Source organism: Dietzia sp. B19, assembly GCF_014145155.1.
GTDB lineage: Bacteria > Actinomycetota > Actinomycetes > Mycobacteriales > Mycobacteriaceae > Dietzia > Dietzia natronolimnaea.
Window position 1 is genome coordinate 1 of the sequence record NZ_JAALED010000265.1, and the last position, 13,038, is coordinate 13,038.

Consider the following 13,038-nt stretch of genomic DNA (forward strand, 5'->3'; position numbering starts at 1 on the left):
CCCGATCCGCTGGACGCGGATCGGGCCGGGAGCACCCTGTGGAGGCGCCGGAGGCTGTGGAGGACCAGCCGCCGGGTACTACTCCGGGAGGCGGAGTTCGGGCTTGTCGAGCTCCTCGATGTTGACGTCCTTGAAGGTCAGGACCCGCACGTACTTCACGAAACGGGCAGGCCGGTACATGTCCCACACCCAGGCGTCCGACATCCGGACGTCGAAGTAGACCTCACCGTCCGCGGACCTCGGGATCAGTTCGACCGCGTTCGCGAGATAGAAGCGCCGCTCCGTCTCGACGACGTAGGTGAACTGACCGACGATGTCGCGGTACTCGCGGTACAGCGAGAGCTCCATCTCGGTCTCGTAGTTCTCCAGATCCTCGGCGCTCATCTAGTGCTGCTCCTCGAATGCGCCTGGGCGGCGCGACGGACGTTGGCGTACGACATCCGGTGGATGTCGCTGGGACCGAGCTGCTCGATCGCCCTGGCGTGACCCGCGGTGCTGTACCCCTTGTGGGCGGCGAACCCGTAGCCCGGGTACCTCGGGTCGAGGTCCACCATAATCCGATCGCGGGTGACCTTTGCGAGGACACTCGCGGCGGCGATGGATGCGACGACCGCGTCGCCCCCGATCACCGCCGTGGACTGGCATCCGAGCCCGTCCACGGCGAACCCGTCGGTGAGGACGAAGCCGGGTGCCGGGTCGAGAGCGGCCACCGCACGACGCATCCCCTCGAGGTTGCACCGGTGCACACCCCGCTCGTCGATCCGATCGGGCTCGATCACCACCACGGACACGGCGGTCGCCCTCCGCAGCACGGCGTCGTGGAGCCGTTCCCGGGTGGGCGGGGACAACTTCTTGGAGTCGTCGAGGTCGGCGAGATCCGGGGGGAGGCGGTCACCCAGAACGCATGCCGCCACCACCAGCGGACCCGCGCACGACCCGCGTCCGGCTTCGTCGACCCCGGCGACCGGCCCGAGGCCGCGCCGTCCCAGGGCCGCCTCGAGTGCCAGCCGTCCGTCACGCCGGGTCACCCTGACCCGGCCCGGTCGGACCGGGCTCACCCCGCGTGGATGTCCGGCGAGGGGACGGACCCGATCCGGTTGAACGGGAGGATGATGGCCTGCACCTTGCCGATGACGTTCCCCCCGGGGACGGTGCCCTGGAACTCGTCGCCCATGTGGTAGCGGGAGTCGGCGGAATTGCCCCGGTTGTCACCCATCACCCAGTAGTTTCCCTCCGGGACGGTGACCGGTCCGAACGCGCAGTTGAGCGGGTTGCGTTCGAGGGCGGGATCCGCGTTGAGGTAGGGCTCGTCCAGGGGCTCGCCGTCCACGAGGAGGCCACCGTCCGGCGAGCACCCGCCCACGGTCTGACCACCCACGGCGACCACGCGCTTGACCATGTCGTTCTGGTCAGGTGGGACGATGCCGATGACCCCTCCGACGTCCTGCAGGGTCCGTATCACCGGGTTGTCAGAACGGATGGACTGGTATCCCTGGTTCCAGGAATCCGGCCCCTCGAACACCACGACGTCCCCGGGCTGCGGATCGCCGAACCGGTACGAGATCTTGTCCACGAAGATCCGGTCACCCGTGCAGCCGGCACATCCGTGCAGCGTGGGCTCCATCGACTCCGACGGGATCTGGTAGACCCGCCCGACGAAGGTCTGGAAGACGAACACCAGCACCAGCGCGATCACCACCAACATGGGGATCTCGATGTACCAGGGCTGCCCCTTCTTCTCGGTGGTCCGCGCGTCGCGTCGACCCCCACCCACGCCTCGAGCCGGGTCCCCGTCTTCTCGGGGGCCCGGCTCGGAGGGGTTCTGTCCGGGTGATTCGGTGCTGCTCACCCGGACGAGCGTAGTCGATCGGCCACCGCACACGGCGGCCGAGTCCGACCCGCTCTATGCGCTCAGCGCTTCTCCTTGATCTTCGCGGCCTTGCCGCGGAGGTTGCGGAGGTAGTACAGCTTGGCGCGACGGACGTCTCCGCGGGTCAGGACGTCGATGTGGTCGATGGTGGGCGAGTGGACCGGGAAGGTGCGCTCGACGCCGACGCCGAAGGAGACCTTGCGGACGGTGAAGGTCTCCCGGACGCCACCGCCCTGGCGGCGGATCACGACGCCCTTGAAGACCTGGACGCGCTCCTTGGAGCCCTCGATGACCTTGACGTGCACGTCGAGCGTGTCGCCGGGGCGGAACGCCGGGATGTCGTCGCGGAGTGACTTGTTGTCGATGAAGTCGAGAGTGTTCATTGTGTTCCTCGGATGTCAGGAATTGAGGACAGAGGACCCTGGCGCCCGCCTCCCGGCGGGACGACCGGTTCGTGCCCGGATCAGCGCGACCGTCCGCGGACGCACGGATGCGCCCGGATGATCAACCTCGCTAGTGTGCCATTGTCGGCCCGCCCGCCCCAAATCAGCCCGCGCGGGGCGTCCAGCCGACGGAGGCGAGCGTCTCCAGGTCCGCCGGACGGAGATCCGCGCCGTCGAGCAGCTCAGGTCGGCGCTGCGCGGTGCGTCGTAGTGACTCGTCTCGCCGCCACCGCGCGATCTTCGCGTGGTCGCCGCTCCTGAGCACCGCGGGAACCGGCCGTCCCCGCCACTCCTCGGGTCGGGTGTAGCTCGGCCCCTCGAGTAGCCCGTCGGAGAAGGAGTCCTCCTCATGGCTGCGCTGGTTGCCCAGGACTCCCGGCAGGAGCCTGACGACGGCCTCCGCCATCACCAGGACCGCCACCTCTCCCCCGATGAGCACGTAGTCGCCGATGCTCACCTCTTCCACGTCCATCCGTGTGGAGGCCTCGTCGATCACCCGCTGGTCGATCCCCTCGTATCTGCCGCATGCGAAGAGCAGGTGACCGCGACGGGCGTACCGGTGGGCGTCGTCCTGGGTGAAGGGCCGGCCGGCGGGAGTGGGCACGATGAGGAGAGACCGTTCTGCGGAGTCGTCCGCGGGCGGGGGTACCAGCTCGTCGAGAGCCTCACCCCAGACCGTCGGCCTCATGACCATGCCGGGGCCCCCACCGAACGGGGTGTCGTCGACGGACCGGTGCACGTCGTGGGCCCACGCACGGAGGTCGTGGACCTCGAGATCCAGGATTCCGCGATCGATGGCCCGCCCGGGCAGCGCCAGACGGAGCGGGGCGAGATAGTCCGGGAACGCGGTGACGACGTCGAGCCGGAGTCGCGGAGCGGGAACCGTGTCGTCGGTCCCCGTCACGAGGTCCCCAGATCGAGTAGTCCCTCCGGTGGGTCGATGACGCACGTACCGGAACCCAGGTCCACCTCGGGCACGATCCGGGTGACGAACGGCACGAACGCGTCCGCACCGTTCGCGAGGCGCACCGCGAGCAGTTCCCCACCCGGCGTGTGGACGACCTCGGTGACCTCACCGAGTTCTGCCCCACCGGTGTCGAGGGCCCGCAGGCCCACCAGTTGGTGGTCATGGAACTCGTCCGGATCCCCGGTCTCCGGCAACGCCTCGGAGTCCACGAGCAGGAGCATCCCGCGCAACTCGTCGGCGGAGTTGCGGTCCGAGACGCCGGCCAGGCGCACGAGAAGCCGCCCGGAATGATCCCGGGCGGCTTCTACGGTGACCTCTCGGTCCGTGACGTTGTTCCCTTTGCCGGTGCGGCCCAGCAGGCGCTCGCCCACCGCGAAACGGTCACGGGGCGAGTCGGTCCGCACATCCACCACCAGCTCACCGCGGACTCCGTGGGATTTGACGACGCGGCCCACGACGAGTTCCATGGTGTCCTTCCGGTGCGGGTGGGTTCCGAGTGGGACTAGCGGTCGGTGTCGACCACGTCGACCCGCACGTCCGGCCCGCCGACGGCGGAGACGATCGTCCGGATCGCGGAGGCGGTACGGCCGCCGCGGCCGATGACGCGTCCGAGGTCCTCGGGCGACACGGTCACGCGGATCACCGTGCCGCGCCGACCGCCGCTCGACCTGACGGACACCGCGTCGGGATCCGACACGATGCCGCGGACGAGATGGTCGACGGCGTCGACGACCATGTCACTCATCGGACTCAGGCCTCGGCGTTCTCGGCGTCGGGCGACCCGGCCTCGGCGGACTCGGCCTCGGAGGCCTCGGCGGCGGCCTTCTTCGCGTCGTCCTCGGCCTTCTTCGCCTCTTCGGCCTTCTTGGCCTTCTCGGCCTTGCGCTTGGTGGTGATGGCCTCGGCGGACGGCTCGCCCTGGGCCTCCTCGAGCGCCTTGTTGAACAGCTCCAGCTTGCTGGGCTTGGGCTCGGCGACCCGGAGGGTGCCCTCGGTGCCCTCGAGGCCCTTGAACTTCTGCCAGTCGCCGGTGATCTTGAGGAGCGCCTCGACGGCCTCGGAGGGCAGGGCGCCCACGCCGAGCCAGTACTGCGCACGCTCGGAGTCGATCTGGATGAAGCTCGGCTCCTCCTTGGGGCGGTAGAGTCCGATCGTCTCGATGGCGCGTCCGTCGCGGCGGGTGCGGGCGTCGGCCACGACCACCCGGTACTGCGGGTTACGGATCTTGCCGAGGCGGGTGAGCTTGATCTTGACGGCCATGTGGCGTCTCGCTTTCTCTTGCGGGTCACGTGGCGATTCAGCGACTCCCGCACCTGTTGCGGGGCCCGGTTTCGCCTTCCGGGTGACCGCCGTTCGGCGCGGGCACCCGTTCGCGACCAGCACGACGGGACCCACCGGTGACGGCGTCCAGCGCACCAGTCTAAACGCCCCGCCACCGCTGGTACCAATCGGTGCCCGCGCGGCCGACCGGGTCAGCGCTTGGGGAACTTCAGGTCGTTCAGATCGATGCCCTCGAGTCCCGGGGGGAGCTTGTCGAGTCCGGGCGGCATCTGGGACAGATCCGGCATCCCACCGGGGGGCATCCCCGGCATCCCCGGAGGCATCCCCGGCATCCCACCGGGCATCATTCCCCTGTTCTTGGGCTGGGTCGGCCCGCGGCCCTTGCCCTTGCCCTTCTTGCCCTTGCGCTGGTTCTTCCGGCCGGCTCCGGGCATGCCCATCTGACCCGCCATGCGGCTCATCATCTTGCGGGCCTCGAAGAACCGGTCCACCAGCTGGTTGACGTCGGTGACCGTGACACCGGAACCCTTGGCGATGCGCTGGCGGCGGGATCCGTTGATGATCTTCGGATCGGCACGCTCCTCCGGCGTCATCCCCCGGATGATCGCCTGGATACGGTCCAGGTACTTCTCGTCGATGTCGCCGACGGCCGCCTTCATCTCCTTGCCCCCGGGCAACATTCCCAGCAGGTTTCCGATGGGGCCCATCTTGCGGATCATCAGCATCTGGTCGAGGAAGTCCTCGAGCGTGAGCTCCCCCGAGCCGATCTTGGCCGCGGTCTTCTCCGCGTCCTTGGCGTCGAAGACGGTCTCGGCCTGCTCGATGAGCGAGAGCACGTCGCCCATGCCGAGGATCCGGCTCGACATGCGGTCGGGGTGGAAGACGTCGAAGTCCTCGAGCTTCTCGCCGTCGGAGGCGAACATGATCGGGGTGCCGGTGAGCTCACGGACGCTCAGCGCGGCGCCGCCACGGGCGTCGCCGTCGAGCTTGGTCAGGACGACGCCGGTGAAGCCGACCCCCTCGCGGAAGGCCTCCGCGGTCATCACCGCGTCCTGGCCGATCATCGCGTCGAGGACGAAGAAGGTCTCGTCCGGCTGGACCGCGTCACGGATGCCCCTGGCCTGGGCCATGAGCTCCTCGTCGATACCCAACCGGCCGGCGGTGTCGACGATCACGACGTCGTGCATCTTGGCACGGGCGTGCGCGAGGCCCCGCTGGGCCACGGCCACCGGCTCCTGCACGCCGACGACCTCGCCGTCTCCCCCGACGGACGTGCCGGGATGGGGTGCGAAGACCTGCACGCCCGCGCGCTCGCCGACGATCCGGAGCTGGTCGACCGCACCCGGCCGCTGCAGGTCGCACGCGACGAGGAGCGGGGTGTGACCCTGGCCCTTGAGCCAGTACGCGAGCTTTCCCGCCAGAGTGGTCTTACCCGCACCCTGCAGACCGGCGAGCATGATCACCGTCGGGGGTTGCTTGGCGAACTCGATGCGCCGCGCCTGGCCACCCAGGATCGCGGTGAGTTCGGCGTCGACGATCTTGACGACCTGCTGCGCGGGGTTGAGGGCCTCGGACACCTCGGATCCCTTGGCCCGTTCCTTGACGCGCGAGATGAACGTGCGCACGACGGGAAGGGCGACGTCCGCCTCGAGCAGCGCCAGGCGGATCTCGCGCGCCGTCGCGTCGATGTCGGCGTCGCTGAGCCGCCCCTTCCCGCGCAGGTCCTTGAGCGCACCTGCCAGGCGATCGGACAAGGAATCGAACACGGCTACAGCTCCCTGGGTCGCGGGCCGGGGGCGTGGTGGCCCCGGCGTCGTCGACGACGACTGCTCACAGGGTATCGGCACGCCCCACGCCGGGCGTGGCGGGATCGCGCCGGGGAAGCAGCGACTCCACCTCCGTGGCCGTGCTGAGCACCGCTCCGGGGCCGGACAGGGCGAAGACGTCCTCGACCGCGGCGCCGCGGGTCCGCACCACGACCCAGTCGATCCTCGCCCCCTTGCCCAGGATCGACGCGATGACCTTGGCGAACAACCCCGGTCTGTCCTCGGCCCGCACCTCGAGCAGGATGCCGTCGGCATCCGTCCGTCGATTGACCAGGACCGAGGACCTGGCCTGGGGCGGTCCGATCAGGCGGGAGGCGTTGCGTGCGAGCGCGGCCCTCAGCGAGGCCGACACCCCGGAGTCTACCGCCCGGCGCAGGTCCTGGCGGAGGACCTTCGGGTCGACGGGGTCGCCGAAACGGGTGGACACCGTCATCCTCGCGCGTACCCCACCGGGTGGGCGCAGGTCGATCTCCGCGTCGACGATCTCCAGCCGGTGCGCGGCGAGGACCTCCGCGGTCACCGCGAGCGATTTGCCCGAGCCGGGGACCACGAGGGTGATCTCGTGGTTGGTCCCCGTCCCGGCGGGGCGCAGGTCCACCACTACGTCGGGGGGGCCGTGCGGCCGGGTGGCGTCGACGGTCGGCGCCTCGACCGCGCCGGGGTGCGACCCCATCCGGTCCCGGCACGCGTCGACCAGCATCTCGTGCGCCCTGGCCCGGCCCGGGGTCCAGACCGTCGGCCCGGTGGCCAGCGAATCGGCCTCGGTGAGCGTGGCGAGCACGTCGAAGGCGGTCGCGTCCCGATCGAGCGTGGCCAGCACCGAGTCGGCCGTCGCCGGGTCCGAGGGATCACGTCTGGTCGCGGTCGCGGCCAGCAGCAGATGGTGCCGGACGATCCGGACCAGGGTGTCGACGTCGCCGGGACCGAGCCCCATGCGTCGCACTATCGGGCCGACCATCTCGGCGCCCGTCTCGCTGTGATCGCCCTCGCGACTCTTGCCCAGGTCGTGCAGCAGCGCCGACAACAGGAGCAGATCCGCCCGCGCGACCGAGGTGGTCAGCCGGGAGGCCTCCACGGCGGTCTGGACCAGGTGACGATCGACGGTGTAGACGTGAGCCCGGTCCCTCGCGGGCAGATCCCTCACCTCCGACCACTCGGGGAGCATCCGCTCCCACAGCCCGCTCCGGTCCAGCGCCTCGACGACCGGCACCTGGCCCTCGCCGGAGCCCAGCAGGACGAGGAGGTCCGACAGCGCCTCGGCGGGCCACCGCCCCTCGGGGACCGGCGAACGCTCCACCAGTACCCCGAGGGTCGAACCGGCCACGGGCAACCCGAACCGGGCCGCCGCCGCCGCCACCCGGAGTGGGAGCCACGGGTCCTCGGTGACACGCGCGTTCCTCGCGAGTGCCACCTCTCCGGCGTGCTCCACCACGCCGTCGTCCAGTGGTCTGCGGACCGGCGATCTGCGGAGCAGCCCGGTCAGACCGCGGGAGGACAGCGACGCGCACGAGCCACGGATGGCCTGATCCGCGGTGAACGCGATGGTCCGGGAGGCGTCGCTGAGCGCACGGGCGAGGTCGAAGCGATCCCCCAGCCCGAGCGCCTGTCCGACCTCGTCCCCGTACTCGGCGTGCAGCACCTCCCGGGGCCGCCCGCTCACCCGGTGGAGCTCGGTCCGCGCGTCGAGCACGAGACGGTGCGCGGTCGTCAGCCCTCCGGGGACGACCGGTCGTCCGTCGCTGAGGTGTGCCACGGCGAGCGCGGTGACCAACTGCGAATCCCGCAGACCGCCCACGCCGTTCTTCAGATCGGGTTCGCTCCGGTGCGCGATCACCCCGGACCGCTGACGCCGGGCCACCGCGGCGGCCACGAGATCGTCGAACCGGGAGGCGATCTGGTCACGCCACTGTCGCCGGGCGCCGTCGACCACGAGCGCGCCCAGGTCCGCGTCCCCGGCGATCACGCGGGCGTCCAACAGACTCAATCCCACCGAGACGTCCGCAGCCGCCACCGCGAGACACTGGTCCACGGTCCGCACACTGTGGTCCAGGCCCACGCCCGAGTCCCACAGGGGATACCACATGGCGTCGGCGAGCTCACCGACGTCGCGGTCGGGTCGTCTCTCGTGCACCAGCACCAGGTCGAGATCGGAGTACGGGAGCACCTCACGCCGGCCGAGCCCGCCGAAGGCCACGAGGGCGAACCCGGACCCCGGGCCGATCCCCGCCTCCTCCGCGAGCCGTCCGAGTTCCATCTCGTACAGCTCGCACAGTGCGTCCCGCAGGTGCGGCGCGGGGAGGTCGGCCGACGTGGCGGAGAGGATCTGCTCGCGTCCGTCCCGCAGCGCCATGGCCCGCTCACCGTCCCCCGTGAGGCTCACGTCGTCCCTCTTTCCCTCATGAGTGTGTCTCCAGACTGTCGGTGCCGTGTCACCTCGCAGCGGCCACGGTGTTTCGCTTCTGTGAACGCCCGTGCACGTGCACCGAGAGCGACGGTGAGGCACGGGGAATGACGGAGAAGCGCGGTCGGCCCCGGGTCCGGGGTCGACCGCGCCTCGTGGTGTCGTCGATCAGATCGCGGCGTCGCCCGCCTCGCCCGTGCGGACCCGGACGATGCTCTCGACGTGGGTCACCCAGACCTTCCCGTCGCCGATCTTCCCGGTTCGCGCGGCATCCACGATCAGTTGGACGACGGTGTCGGCGGTCTCGTCGTCGACGACCACCTCGACCCGGATCTTGGGGACGAAGTCCACGGCGTACTCAGCACCGCGATAGACCTCGGTGTGACCCTTCTGGCGGCCGTAACCCTGGACCTCACTGATGGTGAGACCGTGGATTCCCGCCTGTTCGAGTGCTGCCTTGACGTCGTCGAGCGTGAACGGCTTGACGATCGCGGTGACGAGCTTCATGTCAGGGGTTCCTTTCGCAGATGTCGGCTCAACGGATGAGCGCGTTGGTGGAGGCCTCGTACGCGGACTCCGCGTGCTCGGCGCCGTCGATACCGGACTGCTCGTCCGTCTCGCTGATGCGCCATCCCAGCGGGCGGCAGATCACGTAGGCGATCGCGGTCATGATGGCGGTGAAGACGAGCGCCGCCACGGCGATCACGATCTGGACCACAAGCAGCTTCCACCCGTCCGCCGAGTAGAACACGCCGGCATCGGTGTCGAAGGTGCCGGTGGCCAGGAGGCCGATGGCGATGGTGCCCCAGAGACCCGCCACGAGGTGGACGCCCACGACGTCGAGCGAGTCGTCGTAGCCGAAACGGTGCTTGAGTCCCACGGCGAGGGCACACAGGGCGCCGGACACGGCACCGAGGGCGATCGCGCCGAGGGGGTGGACCGACCCGGCGGCCGGGGTGATGGCGACCAGACCGGCGACGACACCCGAGGCGGCACCGAGGCTGGTCGGATGACCGTCCCTGATCCGCTCGGTGAGGAGCCAGCCGAGCATCGCGGCGGCCGTGGCGACGGTGGTGTTGATCCAGGCCAGGCCGGCGGCCCCGTTGGCACCGAACGCCGAACCGGCGTTGAAACCGAACCAGCCGAACCACAGCAGACCGGCACCGAGCATGACGAGCGGGAGGCTGTGGGGCCGGAACGCGGTACGCCCGAAGTCGTAGCGCTTGCCGATCAGCAGGACGAGGACCAGCGCCGCCATACCGGCGTTGATGTGGACCACCGTGCCACCGGCGAAGTCGACCGGGGCGACGGCTGCGACGAGGCCGCCCTCACCATCGTCGACGGTGCCGAAGATCATCGCCGCGAGGCTGTTCTCCGAATGTGAGAGGAGCCCGCCGCCCCAGACCATGTGGGCCATGGGGAAGTAGGCGAGCGTGACCCACACGGCGGCGAAAGTCAGCCAGGTACCGAACTTCACGCGCTCGGCGATGGCTCCCGAGATGAGGGCGACCGTGATGATCGCGAAGGTGACCTGGAAGCCCACGTCGACGACCTGCGGGTAGGCGCCCGACGCTGAGGTCACCCAGTTGTCCGCGTCGCCGATCACCCCGGCGAGACCGAACATCTCGAAGGGGTTGGCGAACAGCCCGAGGACGTCCTGCTCGCCGTAGGACATCGACCAGCCCCACAGCACGTAGACGATCCCGACGACCCCCATCGCGCTGAACGACATCATCATCATGTTGAGCACTGACTTCTGGCGGGACATCCCGCCGTAGAACATCGCCAGTGCGGGCGTCATGAGCAGGACCAGGGATGCCGCCATGAGCATCCAGGCCGTGTCTCCCGCATCGATCTCCGTTGTCGCCTCCTGGGCGAGCAACAAGACACTGTCACCTCTCACGGTGAGGTCCTCCTCGTCTCCATGGTGAGCGTTTGTCACTCACTCTCGGTTCAGAAGAATTCCTTTCCGCTGTTTCGGTCGATGCGCGGGCGTGTTTCCGGTCTGTAACGTGGCCGGCCCTGTGGTTCCGATCGTGTGTCCTGGGTACCCGCGCGTCCTAGGTCCCGAGCAGGGCGTCGACGAAGGCGTCCGCCGTGAAGGGCGCCAGATCGTCGGCTCCCTCGCCCAGTCCGACGAGCTTGACCGGGACCCCGAGTTCGTGTTGGACCTGGAAGACGATGCCGCCCTTGGCGGTGCCGTCGAGCTTGGTCAGCACCACTCCGGTGATGTCGACGACCTCCTTGAACACGCGCGCCTGCATGAGGCCGTTCTGCCCCGTCGTCGCGTCGATCACCAGCAGCACCTCGTCGACCGGGGTCTTCTTCTCCACGACCCGCTTGACCTTTCCGAGCTCGTCCATGAGCCCGGTCTTGGTGTGGAGGCGGCCGGCGGTGTCCACCAGGACCGCGTCCACCCCGGTCTCGACACCCCGGGCGACCGCGTCGAACGCCACCGACGCGGGGTCCGCGCCCTCCTTGCCCCGCACGACCTCCGCTCCGACCCGTTCGGCCCAGGTCTGGAGCTGGTCGGCGGCCGCTGCGCGGAAGGTGTCGGCGGCACCGAGCAGGATGTGGCGTCCGTCCGCCACCAGGACGCGGGCGAGTTTGCCGGTGGTGGTGGTCTTGCCGGTGCCGTTGACCCCGACGACGAGGATCACGGCGGGGGTGCCGTTGTTCGGCAGCGCACGAAGCGAGCGGTCGTACTCGGGGTGGAGGTTGTCCACGAGGGCCTGCCGCAACAGGCCCCGGACCTCGGCCTCCGTGCGGATCTGCCTGGTCGCGATGTCCTCACGCAGGCGGTCGACGACGCGCTGGGTGACCGTGGTGCCCAGGTCCGCCATGATCAGCGTGTCCTCGATCTCCTCCCAGGCGTCCTCGTCGAGATCACCTGCGCCCAGGAGCCCGAGCAGCCCCTGACCCACGGCGCCCTGGGAGCGCGCCAGCCGACCGCGGAGGCGGTCCAGGCGCCCCTCGGACGGGTCGATCCGCTCGACGGGGGCGACCGGGGAGGGGGCCCCGGTGATCAGCTCGGTCGTGGGGACCGGGACCTCCTCGTCCGGGACCTCCGGCGGTACCACCACCGGTTCGACGGGCGCGGGTTCCACGACGACCGTGTCGTCGCTCGGACCGGGTTCGGTGTCCGGCTCGGGCACGACCGGCGTCTCGACCGACCGGGGGGTCTCGACCGTGTCGGCCGGGCGGGGTGTGTCGACGGGGCGGGGTGTCTCGACGGGGCGGGGTGTCTCGACCGACCGGGACGTCTCGCGCGGCAGGGGTTCCCTCGGGGGTGCCGCGGTGGCGGTCCCGCCCGCCTCGGTGAACGAGAAACCCGTCCCCGCCTGGTAGTTGCCGGAGCGTTCCTCACGGGTGAGTTCCCTGCGCTCCTCCGGCCTGCTCAGCGAGATCTGTCGCTTCTTGCGCAGCTGCAGGCCCACGACCAGCGCGAGCACGGCGAGCAACAGGACGGCGACGACGGCGATGATGATCCAGGTGGTGTTCACGGTGCCCAGTATGGACGACGACCCCCGTCCTCATCCCGGCCCCGGGCGGCGTGGGCGGACCTAGACTGGCGCGCGTTCCCGTAAGGAGGTGTCCGCGCGTGACCGAGGTCGCTGCCCCGCACGTCCCGGTCAGGGCCCGGAGGCCACACCTCCGGCGCGCCCCTGCGTTTCCCACCTGGGCCGCCAAGACGGTCATGGCCGTGACGGGCCTGGTCTTCACCTCGTTCGTCGTGGTGCACATGATCGGCAACCTCAAGGTGTTCGGCGGCGCGGCCGGTTTCGACGGTTACGCCGAGTGGCTGCGGACGCTGCTGCACCCCCTGGTGCCGCACGAGGGGGTGCTGTGGGCCCTGCGGGTGGTGCTGGTGCTGAGCCTGGTGGCACACGTCGGGTGCTCGGTGGTGCTCGCGCGACGGTCCCGGGCGTCAGCGGGTCCTCGTCGTCGTCGCACCGGACTGACCGCCGCGTCCTTCGGCGCGCGATCCATGATGCTGACCGGCATCGTGATGCTGCTGTTCGTGGTCTTCCACGTCCTGGACATGACCACCGGCACACCGCCGGCCGCCAGCGACTCGTTCGTCCCCGGTTCGGCGTACGCGAACCTCGTGGCCAGCCTCGCCAGGCCCTGGGTGGCCGCGTTCTACGGGTTCACCATGGTCCTGCTGGCGGTGCACGTCGCGCACGGCGTCCGCACGGCGGCGGGCGATCTCGGGGTGACGGGCATCCGGAGCCGCGCCGCGGCGACGG

14 protein-coding genes are annotated in these 13,038 nt (G+C 70.0%); 1 reads left to right on the forward strand and 13 read right to left on the reverse strand.

Annotated features, from left to right (window positions below):
- Positions 1 to 78: 78 nt before the first annotated feature.
- The 13 genes from G6020_RS08435 to ftsY form a co-directional block, all read right to left on the reverse strand.
- On the reverse strand, positions 79 to 384 hold the full coding sequence (locus tag G6020_RS08435) for a DUF2469 domain-containing protein (RefSeq protein ID WP_007632861.1): 306 nt from the start codon (positions 382 to 384) through the stop codon (positions 79 to 81).
- Positions 381 to 1,058, reverse strand: coding sequence for a ribonuclease HII (locus G6020_RS08440; RefSeq protein WP_182610317.1), 678 nt, complete (start codon positions 1,056 to 1,058; stop codon positions 381 to 383). The genes G6020_RS08435 and G6020_RS08440 overlap by 4 nt, the downstream gene beginning before the upstream one ends.
- A complete protein-coding gene (gene lepB, locus G6020_RS08445; protein ID WP_259848330.1) occupies positions 1,055 to 1,774 on the reverse strand; it encodes a signal peptidase I in 720 nt (239 codons plus the stop codon). The genes G6020_RS08440 and lepB overlap by 4 nt, the downstream gene beginning before the upstream one ends.
- A gap of 137 nt (positions 1,775 to 1,911) precedes the next feature.
- Positions 1,912 to 2,253 carry a 50S ribosomal protein L19 gene (gene rplS, locus G6020_RS08450; RefSeq protein ID WP_017836979.1) on the reverse strand — a complete coding sequence of 114 codons (342 nt, stop codon included), beginning with the start codon at positions 2,251 to 2,253 and terminating at the stop codon, positions 1,912 to 1,914.
- Between the two features lie 163 nt (positions 2,254 to 2,416).
- Positions 2,417 to 3,217 (reverse strand): tRNA (guanosine(37)-N1)-methyltransferase TrmD, encoded by an 801-nt coding sequence (gene trmD / locus G6020_RS08455; RefSeq protein ID WP_179525469.1) that lies wholly within the window; start codon positions 3,215 to 3,217, stop codon positions 2,417 to 2,419.
- The gene (rimM, locus tag G6020_RS08460; RefSeq protein WP_182610319.1) at positions 3,214 to 3,747 is read right to left on the reverse strand and encodes a ribosome maturation factor RimM; all 534 of its coding nucleotides are present in this window, start codon (positions 3,745 to 3,747) and stop codon (positions 3,214 to 3,216) included. The genes trmD and rimM overlap by 4 nt, the downstream gene beginning before the upstream one ends.
- 35 nt (positions 3,748 to 3,782) lie before the next feature.
- On the reverse strand, positions 3,783 to 4,025 hold the full coding sequence (locus G6020_RS08465; RefSeq protein ID WP_179525471.1) for an RNA-binding protein: 243 nt from the start codon (positions 4,023 to 4,025) through the stop codon (positions 3,783 to 3,785).
- A 5-nt stretch (positions 4,026 to 4,030) separates the two neighbouring features.
- Positions 4,031 to 4,540 (reverse strand): 30S ribosomal protein S16, encoded by a 510-nt coding sequence (rpsP, locus tag G6020_RS08470; RefSeq protein ID WP_182610320.1) that lies wholly within the window; start codon positions 4,538 to 4,540, stop codon positions 4,031 to 4,033.
- Positions 4,541 to 4,752: 212 nt separating this feature from the next.
- Positions 4,753 to 6,327 (reverse strand): signal recognition particle protein, encoded by a 1,575-nt coding sequence (gene ffh / locus G6020_RS08475; RefSeq protein ID WP_182610321.1) that lies wholly within the window; start codon positions 6,325 to 6,327, stop codon positions 4,753 to 4,755.
- Positions 6,328 to 6,391: 64 nt separating this feature from the next.
- Positions 6,392 to 8,767, reverse strand: a complete 2,376-nt coding sequence (locus G6020_RS08480; protein ID WP_182610322.1) for a [protein-PII] uridylyltransferase — start codon at positions 8,765 to 8,767, stop codon at positions 6,392 to 6,394.
- Between the two features lie 189 nt (positions 8,768 to 8,956).
- Positions 8,957 to 9,295, reverse strand: coding sequence for a P-II family nitrogen regulator (locus tag G6020_RS08485; protein ID WP_182610323.1), 339 nt, complete (start codon positions 9,293 to 9,295; stop codon positions 8,957 to 8,959).
- A gap of 28 nt (positions 9,296 to 9,323) precedes the next feature.
- A complete protein-coding gene (locus G6020_RS08490) occupies positions 9,324 to 10,619 on the reverse strand; it encodes an ammonium transporter (RefSeq protein ID WP_182610326.1) in 1,296 nt (431 codons plus the stop codon).
- A gap of 229 nt (positions 10,620 to 10,848) precedes the next feature.
- On the reverse strand, positions 10,849 to 12,291 hold the full coding sequence (gene ftsY, locus G6020_RS08495) for a signal recognition particle-docking protein FtsY (RefSeq protein ID WP_182610324.1): 1,443 nt from the start codon (positions 12,289 to 12,291) through the stop codon (positions 10,849 to 10,851).
- Positions 12,292 to 12,389: 98 nt separating this feature from the next.
- Here ftsY and G6020_RS08500 point away from each other — a divergent pair.
- Positions 12,390 to 13,038: succinate dehydrogenase cytochrome b subunit (locus G6020_RS08500; RefSeq protein WP_182610325.1), on the forward strand; the 649-nt coding region annotated here is incomplete at its 3' end.